The 15,281-nt window shown below is 61.7% G+C and carries 16 protein-coding genes; 3 read left to right on the top strand and 13 right to left on the bottom strand.

Annotation, left to right across the window (positions count from 1 at the left end; all coding sequences use genetic code 11):
• Positions 1–39: 39 nt before the first annotated feature.
• Positions 40–915 (bottom strand): LysR substrate-binding domain-containing protein, encoded by an 876-nt coding sequence (locus tag FBY03_RS06620; protein ID WP_147171402.1) that lies wholly within the window; start codon positions 913–915, stop codon positions 40–42.
• Positions 916–1,026: 111 nt separating this feature from the next.
• On the opposite strand from FBY03_RS06620, the gene FBY03_RS06615 reads away from it, so the two are divergent.
• Entirely contained in the window at positions 1,027–1,452 is a 426-nt protein-coding gene (locus tag FBY03_RS06615) for a VOC family protein (protein ID WP_147171401.1), read from the top strand.
• A gap of 65 nt (positions 1,453–1,517) precedes the next feature.
• Here the strand turns inward: FBY03_RS06615 and FBY03_RS06610 are convergent, their stop codons facing one another.
• Genes FBY03_RS06610 through FBY03_RS06590 form a run of 5 tightly spaced genes read right to left on the bottom strand, consistent with a single transcriptional unit; the run spans position 1,518 to position 5,466 of the window.
• Entirely contained in the window at positions 1,518–2,153 is a 636-nt protein-coding gene (locus FBY03_RS06610) for an SCO family protein (protein ID WP_147171400.1), read from the bottom strand.
• Positions 2,154–2,165: 12 nt separating this feature from the next.
• Entirely contained in the window at positions 2,166–3,065 is a 900-nt protein-coding gene (gene cyoE / locus FBY03_RS06605; RefSeq protein WP_147171399.1) for a heme o synthase, read from the bottom strand.
• Positions 3,066–3,089: 24 nt separating this feature from the next.
• Positions 3,090–4,151: a heme A synthase gene (locus tag FBY03_RS06600; protein ID WP_147171398.1), complete on the bottom strand. Its 1,062-nt coding sequence runs from the start codon at positions 4,149–4,151 to the stop codon at positions 3,090–3,092.
• Between the two features lie 24 nt (positions 4,152–4,175).
• Positions 4,176–4,760, bottom strand: a complete 585-nt coding sequence (locus tag FBY03_RS06595; RefSeq protein ID WP_147171397.1) for a hypothetical protein — start codon at positions 4,758–4,760, stop codon at positions 4,176–4,178.
• Positions 4,735–5,466 (bottom strand): SURF1 family protein, encoded by a 732-nt coding sequence (locus FBY03_RS06590; RefSeq protein WP_147171396.1) that lies wholly within the window; start codon positions 5,464–5,466, stop codon positions 4,735–4,737. The genes FBY03_RS06595 and FBY03_RS06590 overlap by 26 nt, the downstream gene beginning before the upstream one ends.
• A gap of 75 nt (positions 5,467–5,541) precedes the next feature.
• Between FBY03_RS06590 and FBY03_RS06585 the strand changes: the two genes are divergently transcribed.
• Positions 5,542–5,745 (top strand): twin transmembrane helix small protein, encoded by a 204-nt coding sequence (locus tag FBY03_RS06585; RefSeq protein ID WP_147171395.1) that lies wholly within the window; start codon positions 5,542–5,544, stop codon positions 5,743–5,745.
• A 67-nt stretch (positions 5,746–5,812) separates the two neighbouring features.
• On the opposite strand, the gene FBY03_RS06580 is transcribed toward FBY03_RS06585, so the two are convergent.
• The 4 genes from FBY03_RS06580 to coxB are packed head-to-tail and all read right to left on the bottom strand — an operon-like array spanning position 5,813 to position 10,051.
• Positions 5,813–6,700 carry a cytochrome c oxidase subunit 3 gene (locus FBY03_RS06580; protein WP_147171394.1) on the bottom strand — a complete coding sequence of 296 codons (888 nt, stop codon included), beginning with the start codon at positions 6,698–6,700 and terminating at the stop codon, positions 5,813–5,815.
• An 11-nt stretch (positions 6,701–6,711) separates the two neighbouring features.
• On the bottom strand, positions 6,712–7,260 hold the full coding sequence (locus FBY03_RS06575) for a cytochrome c oxidase assembly protein (RefSeq protein WP_147171393.1): 549 nt from the start codon (positions 7,258–7,260) through the stop codon (positions 6,712–6,714).
• A gap of 57 nt (positions 7,261–7,317) precedes the next feature.
• Positions 7,318–8,922, bottom strand: coding sequence for a cytochrome c oxidase subunit I (gene ctaD, locus FBY03_RS06570; protein WP_147171392.1), 1,605 nt, complete (start codon positions 8,920–8,922; stop codon positions 7,318–7,320).
• Positions 8,923–8,926: 4 nt separating this feature from the next.
• Positions 8,927–10,051 (bottom strand): cytochrome c oxidase subunit II, encoded by a 1,125-nt coding sequence (gene coxB, locus FBY03_RS06565; protein ID WP_178090576.1) that lies wholly within the window; start codon positions 10,049–10,051, stop codon positions 8,927–8,929.
• A gap of 361 nt (positions 10,052–10,412) precedes the next feature.
• Here coxB and FBY03_RS06560 point away from each other — a divergent pair, with 361 nt between their 5' ends.
• Positions 10,413–11,069: a hypothetical protein gene (locus FBY03_RS06560; protein ID WP_147171390.1), complete on the top strand. Its 657-nt coding sequence runs from the start codon at positions 10,413–10,415 to the stop codon at positions 11,067–11,069.
• A 106-nt stretch (positions 11,070–11,175) separates the two neighbouring features.
• On the opposite strand, the gene FBY03_RS06555 is transcribed toward FBY03_RS06560, so the two are convergent.
• From FBY03_RS06555 to pgi, 3 genes are all read right to left on the bottom strand, one after another.
• Entirely contained in the window at positions 11,176–11,889 is a 714-nt protein-coding gene (locus FBY03_RS06555) for a carbonic anhydrase (RefSeq protein WP_147171389.1), read from the bottom strand.
• A gap of 239 nt (positions 11,890–12,128) precedes the next feature.
• Positions 12,129–13,388 (bottom strand): carbohydrate porin, encoded by a 1,260-nt coding sequence (locus FBY03_RS06550; protein ID WP_147171388.1) that lies wholly within the window; start codon positions 13,386–13,388, stop codon positions 12,129–12,131.
• A gap of 181 nt (positions 13,389–13,569) precedes the next feature.
• The gene (gene pgi, locus FBY03_RS06545) at positions 13,570–15,234 is read right to left on the bottom strand and encodes a glucose-6-phosphate isomerase (RefSeq protein WP_147171387.1); all 1,665 of its coding nucleotides are present in this window, start codon (positions 15,232–15,234) and stop codon (positions 13,570–13,572) included.
• Positions 15,235–15,281: the final 47 nt, after the last annotated feature.

Here is a 15,281-nt window from a genome sequence, read left to right as displayed (position 1 = left end):
GAAGCGCCGCTAGCCGCGCGGTAGCCCGCAAGCAGGCGCCTACAGCTGTTCGGTCTTGGCCACCTCGACCAGGCATTGCAACAAGCACTCCAGCGCCGGTTGTTGCTGTGCCCGACGCAGCACGCCGACCAGTTCGCGATGAAAGGTCAGCTCGCCCAATTCAATCACCCGTAGCCGGGTCGGGCGCTGCAACCACAAGCCGGCACGCGGAATCAAGGCAACACCCAGACCGCACTCGACCATGCGTACGATGGCCTCCAGCTCATCCAGTTCCAACGCCTCGCGCACACTCAGGCGCTGCTCGTGGAGAAACTGACTGACCCGTCGCCCGCCAAATGAACGGCGGTCGTAGCGTACGAAAGGCTGCTCGCTGAGCAAGCGCAGCGGATCGTCACCGTCGCTTTCCAGCGGCGCGATCAGCACGAAGGGCTCCCGCGCCAGGCTGACTTGCAACAGCTCCTTGGGTAACTCGAAGGGCGGCTTGATCAGCAGGGCCAGGTCCAGCTCGCCAGCGTCCACCTGGCTCAAAAGATTCAGCGAGACGCCCGGCACCAGTTTCAACTCAACCCGCGGCGCCGCGGCGCGAAAACGCGGCAAGGCTTCGGGCAGCAAGCCGGTCTGTAACGTGGCGATGGCGCCGACGCGTAACTCGCCCTGCCACTCGGCCGCCGAGGTGGGTAAGGTCATTTGCGTGTACAGGGCCAACATCTGCTCGGCCAGTGGCAAGGCATGCCGGCCAGCGGCGTTGAGTACGGCGTTGCGGCCACTGCGATCGAACAGGCGCACGCCGAGGTTCTGCTCCAGCACGCGCATCTGTGCACTGACTGCCGACTGGGTCAGGCCGACCTGTTGCCCCGCCGCAGCGAAGGTGCCGTGGCGGGCGACCATCAAGAAGGTTTTCAGCTCACGCAACATTCTCGCCTCGACTGATCAATTTTATTTGTGCTGGAGCACAAGAATATTCGCTTTTAATCAGCATCGTTGTTACTAAAATCAGCGAATCACCAACCTGCAAGGACTATCGCCATGCCACTCGCGCCCTTCCACCTGGCCATCCCGGTCTCCGACCTGGGCGCCGCCCGGCATTTCTACGGCGAGGTGTTCGGCTGTGCCGAGGGCCGCAGTAGCGAGCATTGGGTGGACTTCAACTTCTTCGGCCACCAGTTGGTCATTCACCAGGCGCCGAGGATGCCGTATCAAGAGGCCGCCCACAGCAACCCGGTAGACGGCCACGACGTGCCGGTGCCGCATTTCGGCGTGGTACTGGACTGGGATGACTGGCAGCGGCTGGCCGCACGACTGCAGGCTCAGAACACTGAATTCGTGATCGAACCTCATGTGCGTTTTCAGGGTCAGGTGGGCGAGCAGGCCACCCTGTTCTTGCTCGACCCCTGCGGCAATGCCCTGGAGTTCAAAGCCTTCAGGGACATGTCGCAGTTATTCGCCCGCTAACGGCTGCAGCGGAGCGCATAGGCGAGCGGATGCCCGCCCGGGCACCGCGGCCTTGGAGGGCGGGACTAACTGCGCGGCGCCATTAAGGCGGGCAACTGCTGCACGAGTTTTTCGTTGTTCAGCGGCGCGCGGATGAAGCCGCGCTGGGTGCCGTCCGGGCCGAGGATCACCAGGTTGCCGCTGTGGTTGACGGTGTAGTTTTCCTCGCTGGTATCGGCCGGAATATAGGGGATGCTCACCGCGTTGGCGAGTTTCTGGATGCTGTCCTGCTCACCGGTCAAGCCTAGGAAATCGGCATCGAAGTAGTTCAGGTACTTCTTCAATTGCTCCGGCGTATCGCGATGGGGGTCGACGCTGACCAGCACCACACGCAGATTGGCCCGCGCCTCTTCCGGCAGCTTGCTGCGCAGTTGGCGTAAGTCGGCGAGGGTGGCCGGGCAGATGTCTGGACAGAAGGTGTAACCGAAAAACAGTAGGCTCCACTGATCCTTGAGCTGATCGACGGCAAACGCCTGGCCATTTTGATCGATCAGGCTCAGCTCAGGCAGCGTACGGCTCTGCGGCAGCAGCACGATGCCGGCATCGAGCAGCGCGGTCGGGTCGGCCTGGCCCTTGCTGGTCAGCACCTTGTTGACGGTCAGGCCCAGCACCAGCGCGACTATGGCGACGAGGACAAAAACGGTGATCTGGGTTCGGGTCATGGCACCAACGATTTACAGATTAAGCAGCAAGTAATGATCGACCAGCAGGGCGATAAACAACAGGAACAGGTACCAGATACTGTACTTGAAGGTGTTGATCGCCGCGTGCGGTTTGCTGTCACGGTACAGCACCCAGGCCCAGTGCATGAAGCGAGCACCCAGACCGATGGCACACAACAGGTAGAGCAGCCCGCTCATGTGGATGACAAACGGCAGCAGGCTGACCGCGATCATCATCGCGGTGTACAGCAGGATATGCACCTTGGTGTAGTGCTCGCCGTGAGTCACCGGCAGCATCGGGATATCGGCTTTGGCGTACTCTTCCTTGCGGTGGATGGCCAGGGCCCAGAAGTGCGGTGGCGTCCAGGCGAAGATGATCAATACCAACAGCAGCGGTTCGGCGGTTATCTGGCCGGTGACCGCGACCCAGCCGAGCAGCGGGGGTGCAGCGCCGGCCAAACCACCGATGACGATGTTCTGCGGTGTGGCGCGCTTGAGAAAACCGGTATAAATCACCGCATAACCCAGTAGCGAGGCCAGGGTCAGCCACGCCGCCAGCTCATTGGTAAAACTCAGCAGCAGCACCAGCCCAGATACGGCGAGCACCAGGGCGAAACTCAGCGCCGCCGCCGGCGATACCCGCCCCTCGGCCAACGGGCGCTTGTGGGTGCGCGCCATGATCGAGTCGATACGGCGATCTACCACATGGTTGACCGCCGCCGCTGCGCCAGCACACAGACCGATGCCCAGGTTGCCGAAGATCAGCACCTGCCAGGGCACCCCGGCGCGGGTGGCGAGGAACATGCCGACCAATGACGTGATCAGCATCAGCACCACCACCCGTGGTTTGGTCAGTTCCAGGTAGTCGCGCCAGCTGGCGTGGGTTTGCTCTTTGTGCAATAGCGTCGCCATCAGCTCTCTCCTCGATCGTTCTTGTTATTTGCTCGACAACGCCGCGAAGTCGGTCCGGGTCGTCGCGTCGCCAGTCTGCAGGTGCGCGGCCTCGGCGGTTACCGCCATAACCGCACGCACGCGGTAATTGATCAACACCATAGTCAGCAGCAATACCGCACCACCGAGGTTATGCGCCACCGCAATCAGCAAGGGCAGGTGAAAGATCACGTTGCTCATACCCAGGCCGACCTGGGTCGCCAACGCCAGTAACAGCAAGGCGGCGAGGCGCGGCAGACCACTACGGCGCAGCTGCCAGGCGAGCAGCAGTAACAACAGACTGACAACCAAGGCGCCCAGGCGATGGGTCATGTGGATAGCAGTGCGCGCCTCGCTGTCGAGTTGGCCGCCCAGATAGTTCGGGCCGATATGCTGGGACAGATGGAAGCCATTGGCGAAGTCCATCGCCGGCCACCACTGGCCATGACAGGTCGGCAGATCCACGCAGGCGACTGCCGCGTAGTTGCTGCTGACCCAGCCGCCAAGGGCGACCTGGGCAATCACCAGGGCCAAGCCGGCAGCCGCCAGGCTGCGCAGGCGCGAGGATGGGTTGGACAAAGCGGGCGCCGAACCGGACAAGCGCAGGGTCAGCAGAAAGAGCAGGCTGAGCGTAGCGAAACCGCCGAGCAGGTGAGCGGTAACCACCTGCGGCCAGAGTTTGAGGGTAACCGTCCACATGCCGAACGCCGCTTGCAGGATCACCAGACCGAGCAACAGCAGCGGTAGCTTGAACGGCTGGCCCGCTGCCCCCCGGCGGCGCAGAGCATGCACGGCCAGGCCGAGAATCGCCAGGCCGAGGCTACCGGCAAAATAGCGATGGATCATCTCATACCAGCCCTTGGCCACTTCCACCGGCGCCTCGGGGAAACGCACCTCGGCCAACCCCTGTTTATGCTCGCTCATCGGCACCCCGATAAAGCCATAACAGCCAGGCCAATCCGGGCAACCGAGGCCCGCGTGGCTCAGCCGGGTATAGGCCCCGAGCATGACCACCAGTAAGGCCAGCAAGGTGGCAAACAAAGCCACTCGGTAACCAGGCTTAGTCATCGCTGATCCTTGTCCAACAGCCAGTTAGTCAATTTGGGAAATCTTCAACAGATAGCGTAGGTCGTCGAGGACCCCTTTGCCTTTGCTGCTGGCGTCGTAGCGCAGCACCAGATTGCCGAGCGGGTCGACGATCCATAGTTGCGCAGCCTCGGTTTCACCGGCGATTAGCCCATAGGCCCGGGGTTCCAGCTGAAAACGGACCAATTGCGGATAGCCGCGACGCAACTCGGCGTCGTAGTCGGCACTCAGCGGCTGAGTGCTGGCCAGGGCATGAGAGGCACGCGAGGCGTCACGATTAAGACCGATATGGATTTGCCGGGCGAGAAATACCAGTTGCCGGCAATCCGTATCGCAAATGCTTGGCGCGGTGACCAGGAGTTGCCAGCGCGTTTCTTCGCCAGCCACTACGCCCAGGTCTGCGCGGGTCTGACCATTGCCGATCAACTCACCGTGATAACTGCGGCTTTCCGGCACCCAGAAGCGCCACTGATACATGGCACTGGCCAGGAGCATCGGCCCGATGACGATGGCCAACAGCAGCAGCAACTGCCAGCGGCCGCGCCGACGGGGCTGTGTAGGCGTTTCAGGCAGGGCGATGGCTGGATTCATGGCGAGTCTCCCGCGCGTTATGTAAACCAAGATAGATGAACAGACCGAACAGCGTCGCCGCCAAGGCGAACCATTGCACGGCATAGCCCAAATGCTTATCCGGACTCATGGCGACGACCGGCCAGTCGACCTGAAAGGATGCCGGGCCGGAGTACAGGCGCAACTCATGGCTCAATCCGGCACGGCCCAGTTGCTGCCAGAGCGCCTGCGGCTCGACCCGCGTGATCAGCCGAGGCCAATCCTTCCCCGCTGGTGCTTGTTGCAGCTGCAAGGTGTCGCCCAGCGAGACATAGACCCAGGCGGTCAGGCTCAGCGGCGTTTCCGGGGTGGTGAAACTCGGGGTTATCCTTCGATCCGGCCAGGGTAACCAACCGCGATTGAGCAGCAGCCACAGGCCACTGTTCTGGTCGTAGAAGGGCTGCAGAATCTCCACGCCGGCCTGGCCGCCACGGGTGCGGTTATCCAGCAGCAAACTGTGCTGAGCGTCGAATTGTCCGAACAGCTGGACTCGGGTGTAGGCCGGATCAGGATGACCTTCGAGCTCGCCAACGCTGATCGGTGCGGCTAGCTGCTGCACCTGCTGCGCAGCCAACAGCTGGCGCTTTTCTTCCGCCCGTGCCAGCTGCCAGAAGCCCAAGCCGACTAGCGTCGGCAGCAGCAGCACGACCAACAGGCTGGGCAAATAGCCAGGACGAAAGGCGCTCATGGGTATCTCCCAAATGCCCCGGCGAAGCTGGTTATACTGCGGCTACAGCGCATTCCCCTTCCCCCGGAGTCACGCATGCTCAAGGCCGCGATCATCCTCTTTCTCCTGGCCACCCTGGTCAGCCTGTTCAGCGGTTTATTCTTCCTGGTCAAGGACGAGGGCCGTAGTTCACGGGTGGTCAATGCGCTGACCATTCGCGTGACACTCACGGCCATTACCGTCGGGCTGATTGCCTGGGGCTTCTACAGTGGCCAGTTGAGCCCCCACGTCACCTGGTAACGGGCTCGCGGGGCGGCCCCATGAAACCCATGAGCTCGGCGTGCGGCGCTCAGGCGACAAGGCCGCGCTACAGCACATAGACAAAGGTAAACAGCCCTAGCCACACCACGTCGACGAAGTGCCAGTACCAAGCGGCGGCCTCGAAGCCGAAGTGCTGATCGGGGTTGAAATGCCCGCGCAGGATACGGATCAACATCACTGTCAGCATGATTGCGCCCAAGGTGACGTGGGCGCCGTGAAAGCCAGTGAGCATGAAGAAGGTCGCACCGTAGATACCCGAACCCAGAGTCAGACCCAACTCGGTGTAGGCATGCACGTATTCCTCAGCCTGAAACACCAAGAACGCGGCGCCGAGCAGAATGGTTAGCGCCAACCAGAGTTTCAGTGGCGTGCGGTGGTTCTTGCGTAGCGCATGGTGGGCGAAGGTCAGGGTGAAGCTGGACGACACCAGCAACACGGTGTTGAGCAGCGGTAGGCGCCAAGGGTCGATGATGTCGCTCGGTGGCGGGAACAGCTTGGAGTCCGGGTTATTGAGCAGCGGCCAGGTGAACTCGAAGCTCGGCCACAGCATATGCGCCACGCCCTTGGCACCCTCGCCGCCGAGCCAGGGCCCGGCGAGGTTGCGCACGTAGAACAGCACGCCGAAGAACGCCGCGAAGAACATCACCTCGGAGAAGATGAACCAGCTCATGCCCCAACGGAACGAGCGATCCATCTGGCCGCTGTACATACCGGAACGGCTCTCCTTGATCACGGTGCCAAACCAGCCGAACAGCATGTACGCGACAAACAGGCCGCCGACAAAGAAGATCAGCGGGCCGCTGGACTCCGGCCGCCCCGCCTTCATGTCGTTAAACCAGGTGCCGAGCCCATAGACCGTGATCAGCAGGCCGAGGGTAGCGATGATCGGCCACTTGCTTTGGGCCGGAACGTAATACTGCTCGTGAGACGCCATCTTTGTTCTCCTTATTGGCTCACCTGGGCGACAGGCGGTTTACGCGCAGTGACATCAAATAGAGTGTAAGCCAGGGTCAGGTGGTGCACGTCTGCCGGCAGGTCGCGGTCGACAATGAAGCGCACTGGCATTTCGATGCGCTCGCCCGGTTGCAACACCTGCTGGGTGAAACAGAAGCATTCGGTCTTGTGAAAGAAGGCAGCCGCCTTGGATGGCGCCACGCTGGGAATGGCCTGGGCAGTCATCGGCCGGTCGGTGGGGTTGAACGCGACGAACAACATCTCGTTACTGCCCCCCGGATGCACCAGCAAATCATCGGCCTTGGCGCGAAACTCCCAGGACATACCTGCCGCGTTGGTGGCGAGAAACTGCACGCGCACCTGACGTTGCTGATCCACTACTTGGGCGCCGCTGTAGACCCCGGCAGTCTTGCCGTTGATACCAAAGGCCTGGCACATCACGTCGTAGATCGGCACCAAGGCAAAACCGAAGGCAAACATCGCCACCACCACCAGTGACAAACGCAGCACCAGGCGACGGGTACCGAGCGCTTCACTCATGGCCGAGCCCTCTCCGCGAATGCGTAGGGCAGCTGACGCGCCTGCCTGCGTTCGTCATCACTTCACGTCCGGCGGAGTCTGAAAGGTGTGATAGGGCGCCGGCGAAGGCACCGTCCACTCCAGCCCGTCGGCCCCGTCCCACGGTTTGGCCGCAGCGGGCTTGCCGCCACGGATGCACTTGATGACGATAAACAGGAACAACAGCTGGGTCGTGCCGAACATGAAGGCACCAATCGAGGAGACCATGTTGAAGTTGGCGAACATCATGTTGTAGTCGGGAATCCGCCGTGGCATGCCGGCCAGACCGACGAAGTGCATCGGGAAGAACGCCATGTTCATGCCGATGAAGCTCATCCAGAAATGCAGCTTGCCGAGGGTCTCGTCATACATGTGCCCGGTCCACTTCGGCAGCCAGAAGTAGGCCGAGGCGAAGATGCCGAATATCGCCCCCGGCACCAGCACGTAGTGGAAGTGCGCCACCACGAAATAGGTGTCGTGGTACTGGAAGTCCGCCGGGGCGATGGCCAGCATCAACCCGGAGAAGCCACCAATGGTGAACAGAATGACGAAGGCCACGGCGAACAGCATCGGCGTCTCGAAGGTCATCGAACCGCGCCACATGGTACTCGCCCAGTTGAACACCTTGACCCCGGTGGGCACGGCGATCAGCAGGGTGGCGTACATGAAGAACAGCTCGCCGGTGAGCGGAATGCCCACGGTGAACATGTGGTGCGCCCAGACGATAAACGAGAGGAAGGCGATGGACGCGGTGGCGTAGACCATCGAGGTGTAGCCGAACAGCGGCTTGCGCGCGAAGGCCGGAATGATCGAGCTGACCGCGCCGAAGGCGGGCAGGATCATGATATACACCTCGGGGTGGCCGAAGAACCAGAACACATGCTGGAACAGCACCGGATCGCCACCACCGGCGGCACTGAAGAAGCTGGTACCGAAGTGGATGTCCATCAGCATCATGGTCACGCACCCGGCCAGCACCGGCATCACCGCAATCAGCAGGAAGGCGGTGATCAACCAGGTCCAGACGAACAACGGCATCTTCATCAGGGTCATGCCCGGCGCGCGCAGGTTGAGGATGGTGGCGACCACGTTGATCGCCCCCATGATCGAACTGATGCCCATCAGGTGGATGGCGAAGATGAAGTAGGTGACGCTTTCCGGCGCGTAGGTGGTGGACAACGGCGCGTAGAAGGTCCAGCCGAAGTTCGGCCCGCCGCCTGCGGTGAACAGGGTCGACACCAGCAGGCTGAAGGCTGCTGGCAGCAGCCAGAAGCTGAAGTTGTTCATCCGCGGCAAAGCCATGTCCGGCGCGCCGATCATCAGTGGAATCATCCAGTTGGCGAGGCCGACGAACGCCGGCATCACCGCACCGAAGACCATGATCAGGCCATGCATGGTGGTCATCTGATTGAAGAATTCCGGCTGCACGATCTGCAAGCCGGGTTGGAACAGCTCGGCGCGGATCACCATGGCCATGCTGCCGCCCAGCAGGAACATGGCGAAGCTGAACCACAGGTACATGGTGCCGATGTCTTTATGGTTGGTGGTCAGCACCCAACGCATCAGACCTTTGGCCGGTCCGTGGTGATGGTCATCCCCGGCACGGCCATGACCTTTATGATCCGTATCGATCACTGCACTCATGTCCTTACTCCTGAGCCTGTTTGAACGTGAGAATGTCCTTGGGCGTGACCATGTCACCAACCTTGTTGCCCCAGGCATTGCGTTCGTAGGTGATGATGGCGGCGATATCGACTTCCGACAGTTGCTTGCCGAAGGCGGCCATGGCGGTGCCCGGCTTGCCGTTGACCACGATACCGATATGTCCCTCGACCGGGCCGGTGGCGATGGCAGAGCCTTTCAACGCCGGGAACATCGGCGGCAGGCCTTCTCCCGTGGCCTGGTGACAGGCGGCGCAGGTGGTGTTGTAGGCCTTCTCGCCACGGGCCAGGAGTTCTTCCTGGGTCCATTCCTTGCTGGTCAGTTCCTTCTCGGCTGCAGACGCTTGCTTGCGTTCGGCCAGCCAGGCGGCGAAATCCTCTTTCGTCTTGACCTCGACCACGATCGGCATGAAACCATGGTCCTTGCCGCACAGCTCGGCGCACTGGCCGCGATACAGCCCAGGCTCGTCGACCCGCGTCCATGACTCGTTGACGAAACCGGGAATGGCGTCCTTCTTCACCGCCAGCGCCGGCACCCACCAGGAGTGGATGACATCGGCCGAGGTGATCAAAAAGCGCACCTTGGTGCCGACCGGCACCACCAGGGGCTCATCGACCTCCAGCAAGTAGTGCTCGCCCTTTTCGGCTTTGTTGTGGATCTGCTCGGACGGCGTGGTCAGGTTGCTGAAGTACTCAACGTCCTGTCCCAAGTATTTGTAGTGCCACTTCCACTGGTAACCGGTGACCTGAATATCCAGCTCGGATTCCGAACTGTCGTAGATATCGATCAGGGTCTTGGTTGCGGGGATCGCCATCAGCACCAGAATCACCAAGGGCACCACGGTCCAGAGAATCTCTACCGTGGTGCTTTCGTGAAAGTGCGCGGGTTCCTGTCCAGTGGAGCGACGGTGGATCAACATCGACCAGAACATGGCGCCGAACACCACCACGCCAATCACTACGCAGATCCAGAAGATGGTCATGTGCAAGTCAAAAACTGAGCGGCTGACCTCGGTGGCGCCGGGTGCCATATTGACGCCCCATTCGGCTTGCGCCGCGCCAAATGCCAACCACAGCAGGAGGCCCATCCAAACTCGTGGATGTCGCGTCATTGCGGGTTCCCCTTATGATTCTTGTTATCCCGCCGGCGGTGCCTGCGGCAAAGGGATCGACTGCCAACCTCTGGCGACCACTGTCGAAACCTCTCCGTGCCGAAGCCCGTCCGGTTCCATCAAGTACTGTCTTTCGAGTTCGAGTATAGACGGGGTCTTCCACCTCGCAACGCCAAAACGAAAATGACCAAAGCCCCGCAAGGCTTGTCCTAAACGCCACGCCCGTCATCGAGGGGATAAAATCGACTGCGCCGCGTTATAGCGCGCTCGCATAAGTATTAAAAAATTATGACAATCGCGTCTTAGCAATTGCGTCCAGCCAGCTAAGGTTCACGCCCATGCAATCATTTCAGGAGACGCCATGAACACCCCCGCCTTGCGCGAACTGATCCAGCGCGCCCAGCAACATGAGGCCAGCAGCGGCCTGCTTGCCCGGCTACTGCAGGCTCAAATCGACCACCTGCACCCCTCGATACGCCTGCCGAGCGATGATGCGTTGGGCGTGCTGACGCGCTTCGTCATGGCTTATATCGAACAAGTCCCGGATGTGCTGGAGGCGGCCAATCAGGTCGCTCGCGAAGCCGGGATCGAGGCGCAGATCAAACCGGTGCTGAAGATCGCCGAGCAGTACTTTGTCCAACCGCCGGCCCTGATGGCTGGGCATGACGGCCTCGACGGCCTGCTCGATGAGGCCTACCTGGCCCATCGCCTGGTCGAGGAAGTCAACGACCGCTACATCACGCACCTCGGTCAGCCACTGATCCCACTGGACACCACGGTGGCCAACCTGATCGCCCATCAATTGATCGGCGAGCCCTTCGCCAATCAATTGGATGAGGCCGTGCACCACGCGGTAGACGGCATGCTCGATGACGCCAGCTTCGCCCAGGACTCGGTGGTGGCCTACCGCAGGCGCCTGAGCGACCCACACACCGAAGCGGCCTGGAAGCGCTGGCCCTGCCTGTCGGGCCAATTGGGTGTCGAGTTGGTGCTGGACCAGACCCGCGCTGCCGGTTAAGCGCGGGATGTCCAACCCAGGGTGGTTCAGCACGACCGGGTTGCACACCCGGCCTGCACTGAAGGCCCTTCGGGAACCGCGCGAAGCTTCCTGAGTCGCCCGGGCTTCAGGCGTGCGGGTAACGCGCGCGGGGCGTGGCCATCGGCAGCGGGCCGTTACCGATCAGGCGGAACGTACATTGCTCGGCGTCATAGGCCTTGATGTCACCGGTCTCGATGTCATACACCCAACCGTGGATAAACAACTGGCCGCTGGCCAGGCGCGAGGCCACCGAGGGGTGGGTGCGCAGGTGGTCGAGTTGGGCCACGACGTTTTCCTCGGTGAGGATGCCGAGGGTGGTGTGATCGGCGCAGCCGCAATTGTCCGCGACTACGGTCTTGGCCACTTCGGCATGGCGCAGCCAGGCCTTGACTGTCGGCATGCGCCTCAGGGTCTCGGGGTCGAGCACCGCCTTCATCGCACCGCAGTCGGAATGCCCGCAGATGATGATGTGGTGCACGCCGAGCGCCATCACCGCGAACTCGATGGCCGTGGACACCCCGCCCATCATCTGCCCGTAGGGCGGCACCACGTTGCCGACGTTGCGGGCGACGAACAGGTCGCCGGGGTCACTCTGGGTGATCAGCTCGGGAACGATGCGCGAGTCGGCACAGGTGATGAACATCGCCCGCGGCGTCTGTTCATGGGCGAGCTTCTTGAACAGTGCCTGTTGCTGCGGCACGACCTCTTCGCGAAAGCGCCGAAAGCCCTCGACGATATGTTGTAGCGCCTCCTCGGCGCTCTCGGGCACGGTCGTGGCGCTGTGCTGTTCGTTATCCATACTGGCAACCTCAATAAAACTGCGGAAATCACAATCGCCCGGCGTGGTGGATGACCTGGGCAGGTTGTTACATACCCTAAGTGGACACACGCCGCGAACCTTCGGTCACCGCGCGCCCATCCAATAGTCACCCGCGCTCCCAGATACAACCCGGCCAGGAGATGCTCAACGGCAGCCCCTGGCTGGGTGGTCGGCGCACCAGGCAAGCGCCACAGTCTAGCCGCTAGCGTAGCTGGCTATCACCACCAGTATTCGACCTGCGCACCGAAGTTGGAGCCGTGCAGCGCGGTCTCGAAGGCACCGCTGTCGGACAAGGCAGAACCTGCAGCCAATTCACTGGCTGCACGCTGCGCCGCCTGGTTCCAGGTGGCATAGGTGTAATACAGGCGGAACTCGGGGCGTACCCAGAAACCAGGGCCGGCCGGCGACCAGGTCGGGGCGATGGTGAACTTGGTCAGCTTGCGCGTGCCGCCAGGCGCCTGGACCTGATCACGACCCAGTTCGCCAATCAGCTTGAACTGCTCGGTGAAGGCATAGGTAGTCCGCCCACCCACCGACAACCAGTTCTGGTAGCTCTGGTCCATTTGCTTGTCCTTCTGGTAGACCACCTGAAACTGCCCACCGATACGCGGAGTCATCTGCCAATCGAAGAACTCGACCAAGCGATAGCGTTTGGCGCTGTCGTCCAGGTTGACATCGCCGGTAGAGCCCAGCGCAGTACCGGGGCCTGCACCGTACTGCAGGGCCAAGGTGTTGTTGGCGCCGGAGCCGAAAACATCCTTCTGCTTATGCTGAGCGGTGATCGACCAGCCGCTGTAGGCGCCTTCGATATGGCGCGGCTTGTCGATATAGCTCAAGCCAAACTCAAGCTCACCCCCCGGATTGGTATCAAAGCCGGCCACGTTGAAGTCGTGACGGTTGATGTACTCCTGCTGGAACACACTGTCCTTGCGCGAGAAGGCGTAGCTGTACTTCAGGCCACCCAGCTCATAGTCCTCCACACCGGCGCCGGTGGCGCTCTGGTTCCAGTAGAAGAAGTCGGAGATATGGATGTCGTTGCGCTTGTAGAAGCGTCGTCCGGCCCACAGCGAACCGCCATTGAGCGCCGGCACCTTGCTCCATTCGGCGAACATCTGGTTCATCCGGGTAAAACCATGCTCGCCGGTGAACTCAGGCGTATGGCCGTACTCGTTGAACAACTGCGCCATGGCCTCGACACTCACCACCGAGCCGTCATCCAGGGTCAATAGATCCTGACGCAGGTCGAGCTCGGAATACTGCTCGCATTCGTTGCCCAGGCGATATTTCGATTGGGCGCCGGGCAATTGGAAGCAGGACTGACTGCCATTGCCGTCCGCACTACCCACACCGCTGCGCACATAGCCGGTGAACTCCAGGGCCTGGACCTGGGGCAAAGCCAGGGTCAGGGCCAGCAGGTAGGGGGCGACGCGTACAGCGCCGGGTAGACGCGATGACCGAGGGTTGAGACTGATCTGCATGATTACTCCTGATTGTTTTTATTGTGTGAGGTGCTGCGGATAACCGCCGAAGCGACGGCTTGTTGCGGGTTATTCAGGCGCACAGCCCCCCTTACCGAGCGACGAATCGCTCGGCTTTGCGCACAGGTAACGACTTGAGGGGGACGCGGCCGCGTTTTACTTCAGGCTTGGCGGCGTCCTATCAGCCACGATGACGACCGCGGAAGAAGTCGATCAAACCCTGGGTCGAGCCATCTTCGGCGGCACCTGTCTCGCTGCCGACCAGACGTGAATACACGCCCTTGCCCAGCTGCTTGCCCAGTTCCACGCCCCACTGATCGAAGGCGTTGGTGCCCCAGATCACGCTCTGGGCGAACACCTTGTGCTCATACAGCGCAATCAAGGCGCCGAGCCGGCGCGGACTGACTCGTTCCATCACCAGGGTGTTGCTCGGCCGGTTGCCCGGGACCACCTTGTGTGCTGCCAGGCGCTGCACTTCGTCTTCGCCCAGGCCTTGGCCACGCAGTTCCCCCTCGGCCTCATGCAGGGTCTTGCCGAGCATCAATGCCTGGCTCTGCGACAGGCAGTTGGCGAACAGCCACTGGTGGTGATCGGCGACCGGGTTATAGCTGCTCACCGGCACGATGAAATCCGCCGGAATCAACTGGGTGCCCTGGTGCAGCAGCTGGTGATAGGCGTGCTGGCCATTGCAGCCGACCCCGCCCCAGATCACCGGGCCGGTAGGGAAATCCACGGCGCTGCCGTCCTGACGCACGCGCTTGCCGTTGGACTCCATGTCCAGTTGCTGCAGGTGCTTGGTGATATTGCGCAAATAGTGGTCGTACGGCAGGATCGCCTGGCTCTGCGCGCCCCAGAAATTGCCATACCAGATGCCCAGCAAGGCCAGCAGTACGGGCATGTTGCGTTCGAACGGCGCGTTCTGGAAGTGCTGGTCCATGCGGTAGGCACCGGACAGCAGCTCCTTGAAGTTGGACATGCCGATCGACATGGCAATCGGCATGCCGATCGCCGACCACAGCGAGTGGCGACCACCGACCCAGTCCCACATCGGCAGAATGTTCTCCTCACGAATGCCGAAGGCCACTGCCGCGGGCGTATTGCTCGACACCGCGATGAAGTGGCGGTGCAGCTCGCCCTCGGTGCCGCCCTGGGCCAGGTACCAGCCGCGCGCCGCCTGGGCGTTCTTCAGGGTTTCCAGGGTGTTGAAGGTTTTCGACGAGACAATGAACAGGGTGGTTTCCGCGCGCAGCTTGGCCGACAGCTCGTGGAACTCGCTACCATCGATATTGGCCAGATAATGGCAGCGCACACCGCGCTGGGCGAAAGGCAAGAGGGCTTCGGATACCAGCTGCGGTCCGAGGAAGGAGCCGCCGATGCCGATGTTGACCACATCGGTGATCGGCTTTTCGCTGTAGCCACGCCACAGGCCGTCATGCACCCGTCCGACCAACTCGGTCATTTGATTGAGCACGCGATGCACCTCGGGCATCACATCCACCCCATCGACCAGCACCTTGTCGCCAATCGGTCGGCGTAGAGCCGTATGCAGGGCCGGGCGACGCTCCGAAGCGTTGACCAGCGCACCGTCGTACAGCGCGTGAATCGCACGCTCCAGACCCGCTTCGCGCGCCAGTCCGACCAGCAACTCGCGGGTCTGGGTGGTGATCAGGTTTTTCGAGTAGTCGAGGAACAGCCCGCAGTCTTTAAGGGAGAATTCGTCGAAACGCTCAGGCTGCTCGGCGAATGCCTCGCGCATGCTGAAACTGCCAAGGCTCTCGCGGTGCGCAGCGAGGGCCTGCCAACTGGGCAACTGGGTAACATCGAACGGTGACTGGGGGTACTGCATAACGACTCCTGCGGACGTGGATGCAAAAAAGGGTGAGGCCGCGGCCT

This window comes from Pseudomonas sp. SJZ079 (genome assembly GCF_007993865.1).
GTDB lineage: Bacteria > Pseudomonadota > Gammaproteobacteria > Pseudomonadales > Pseudomonadaceae > Aquipseudomonas.
This window is presented reverse-complemented; position numbering and strand designations above follow the sequence as displayed.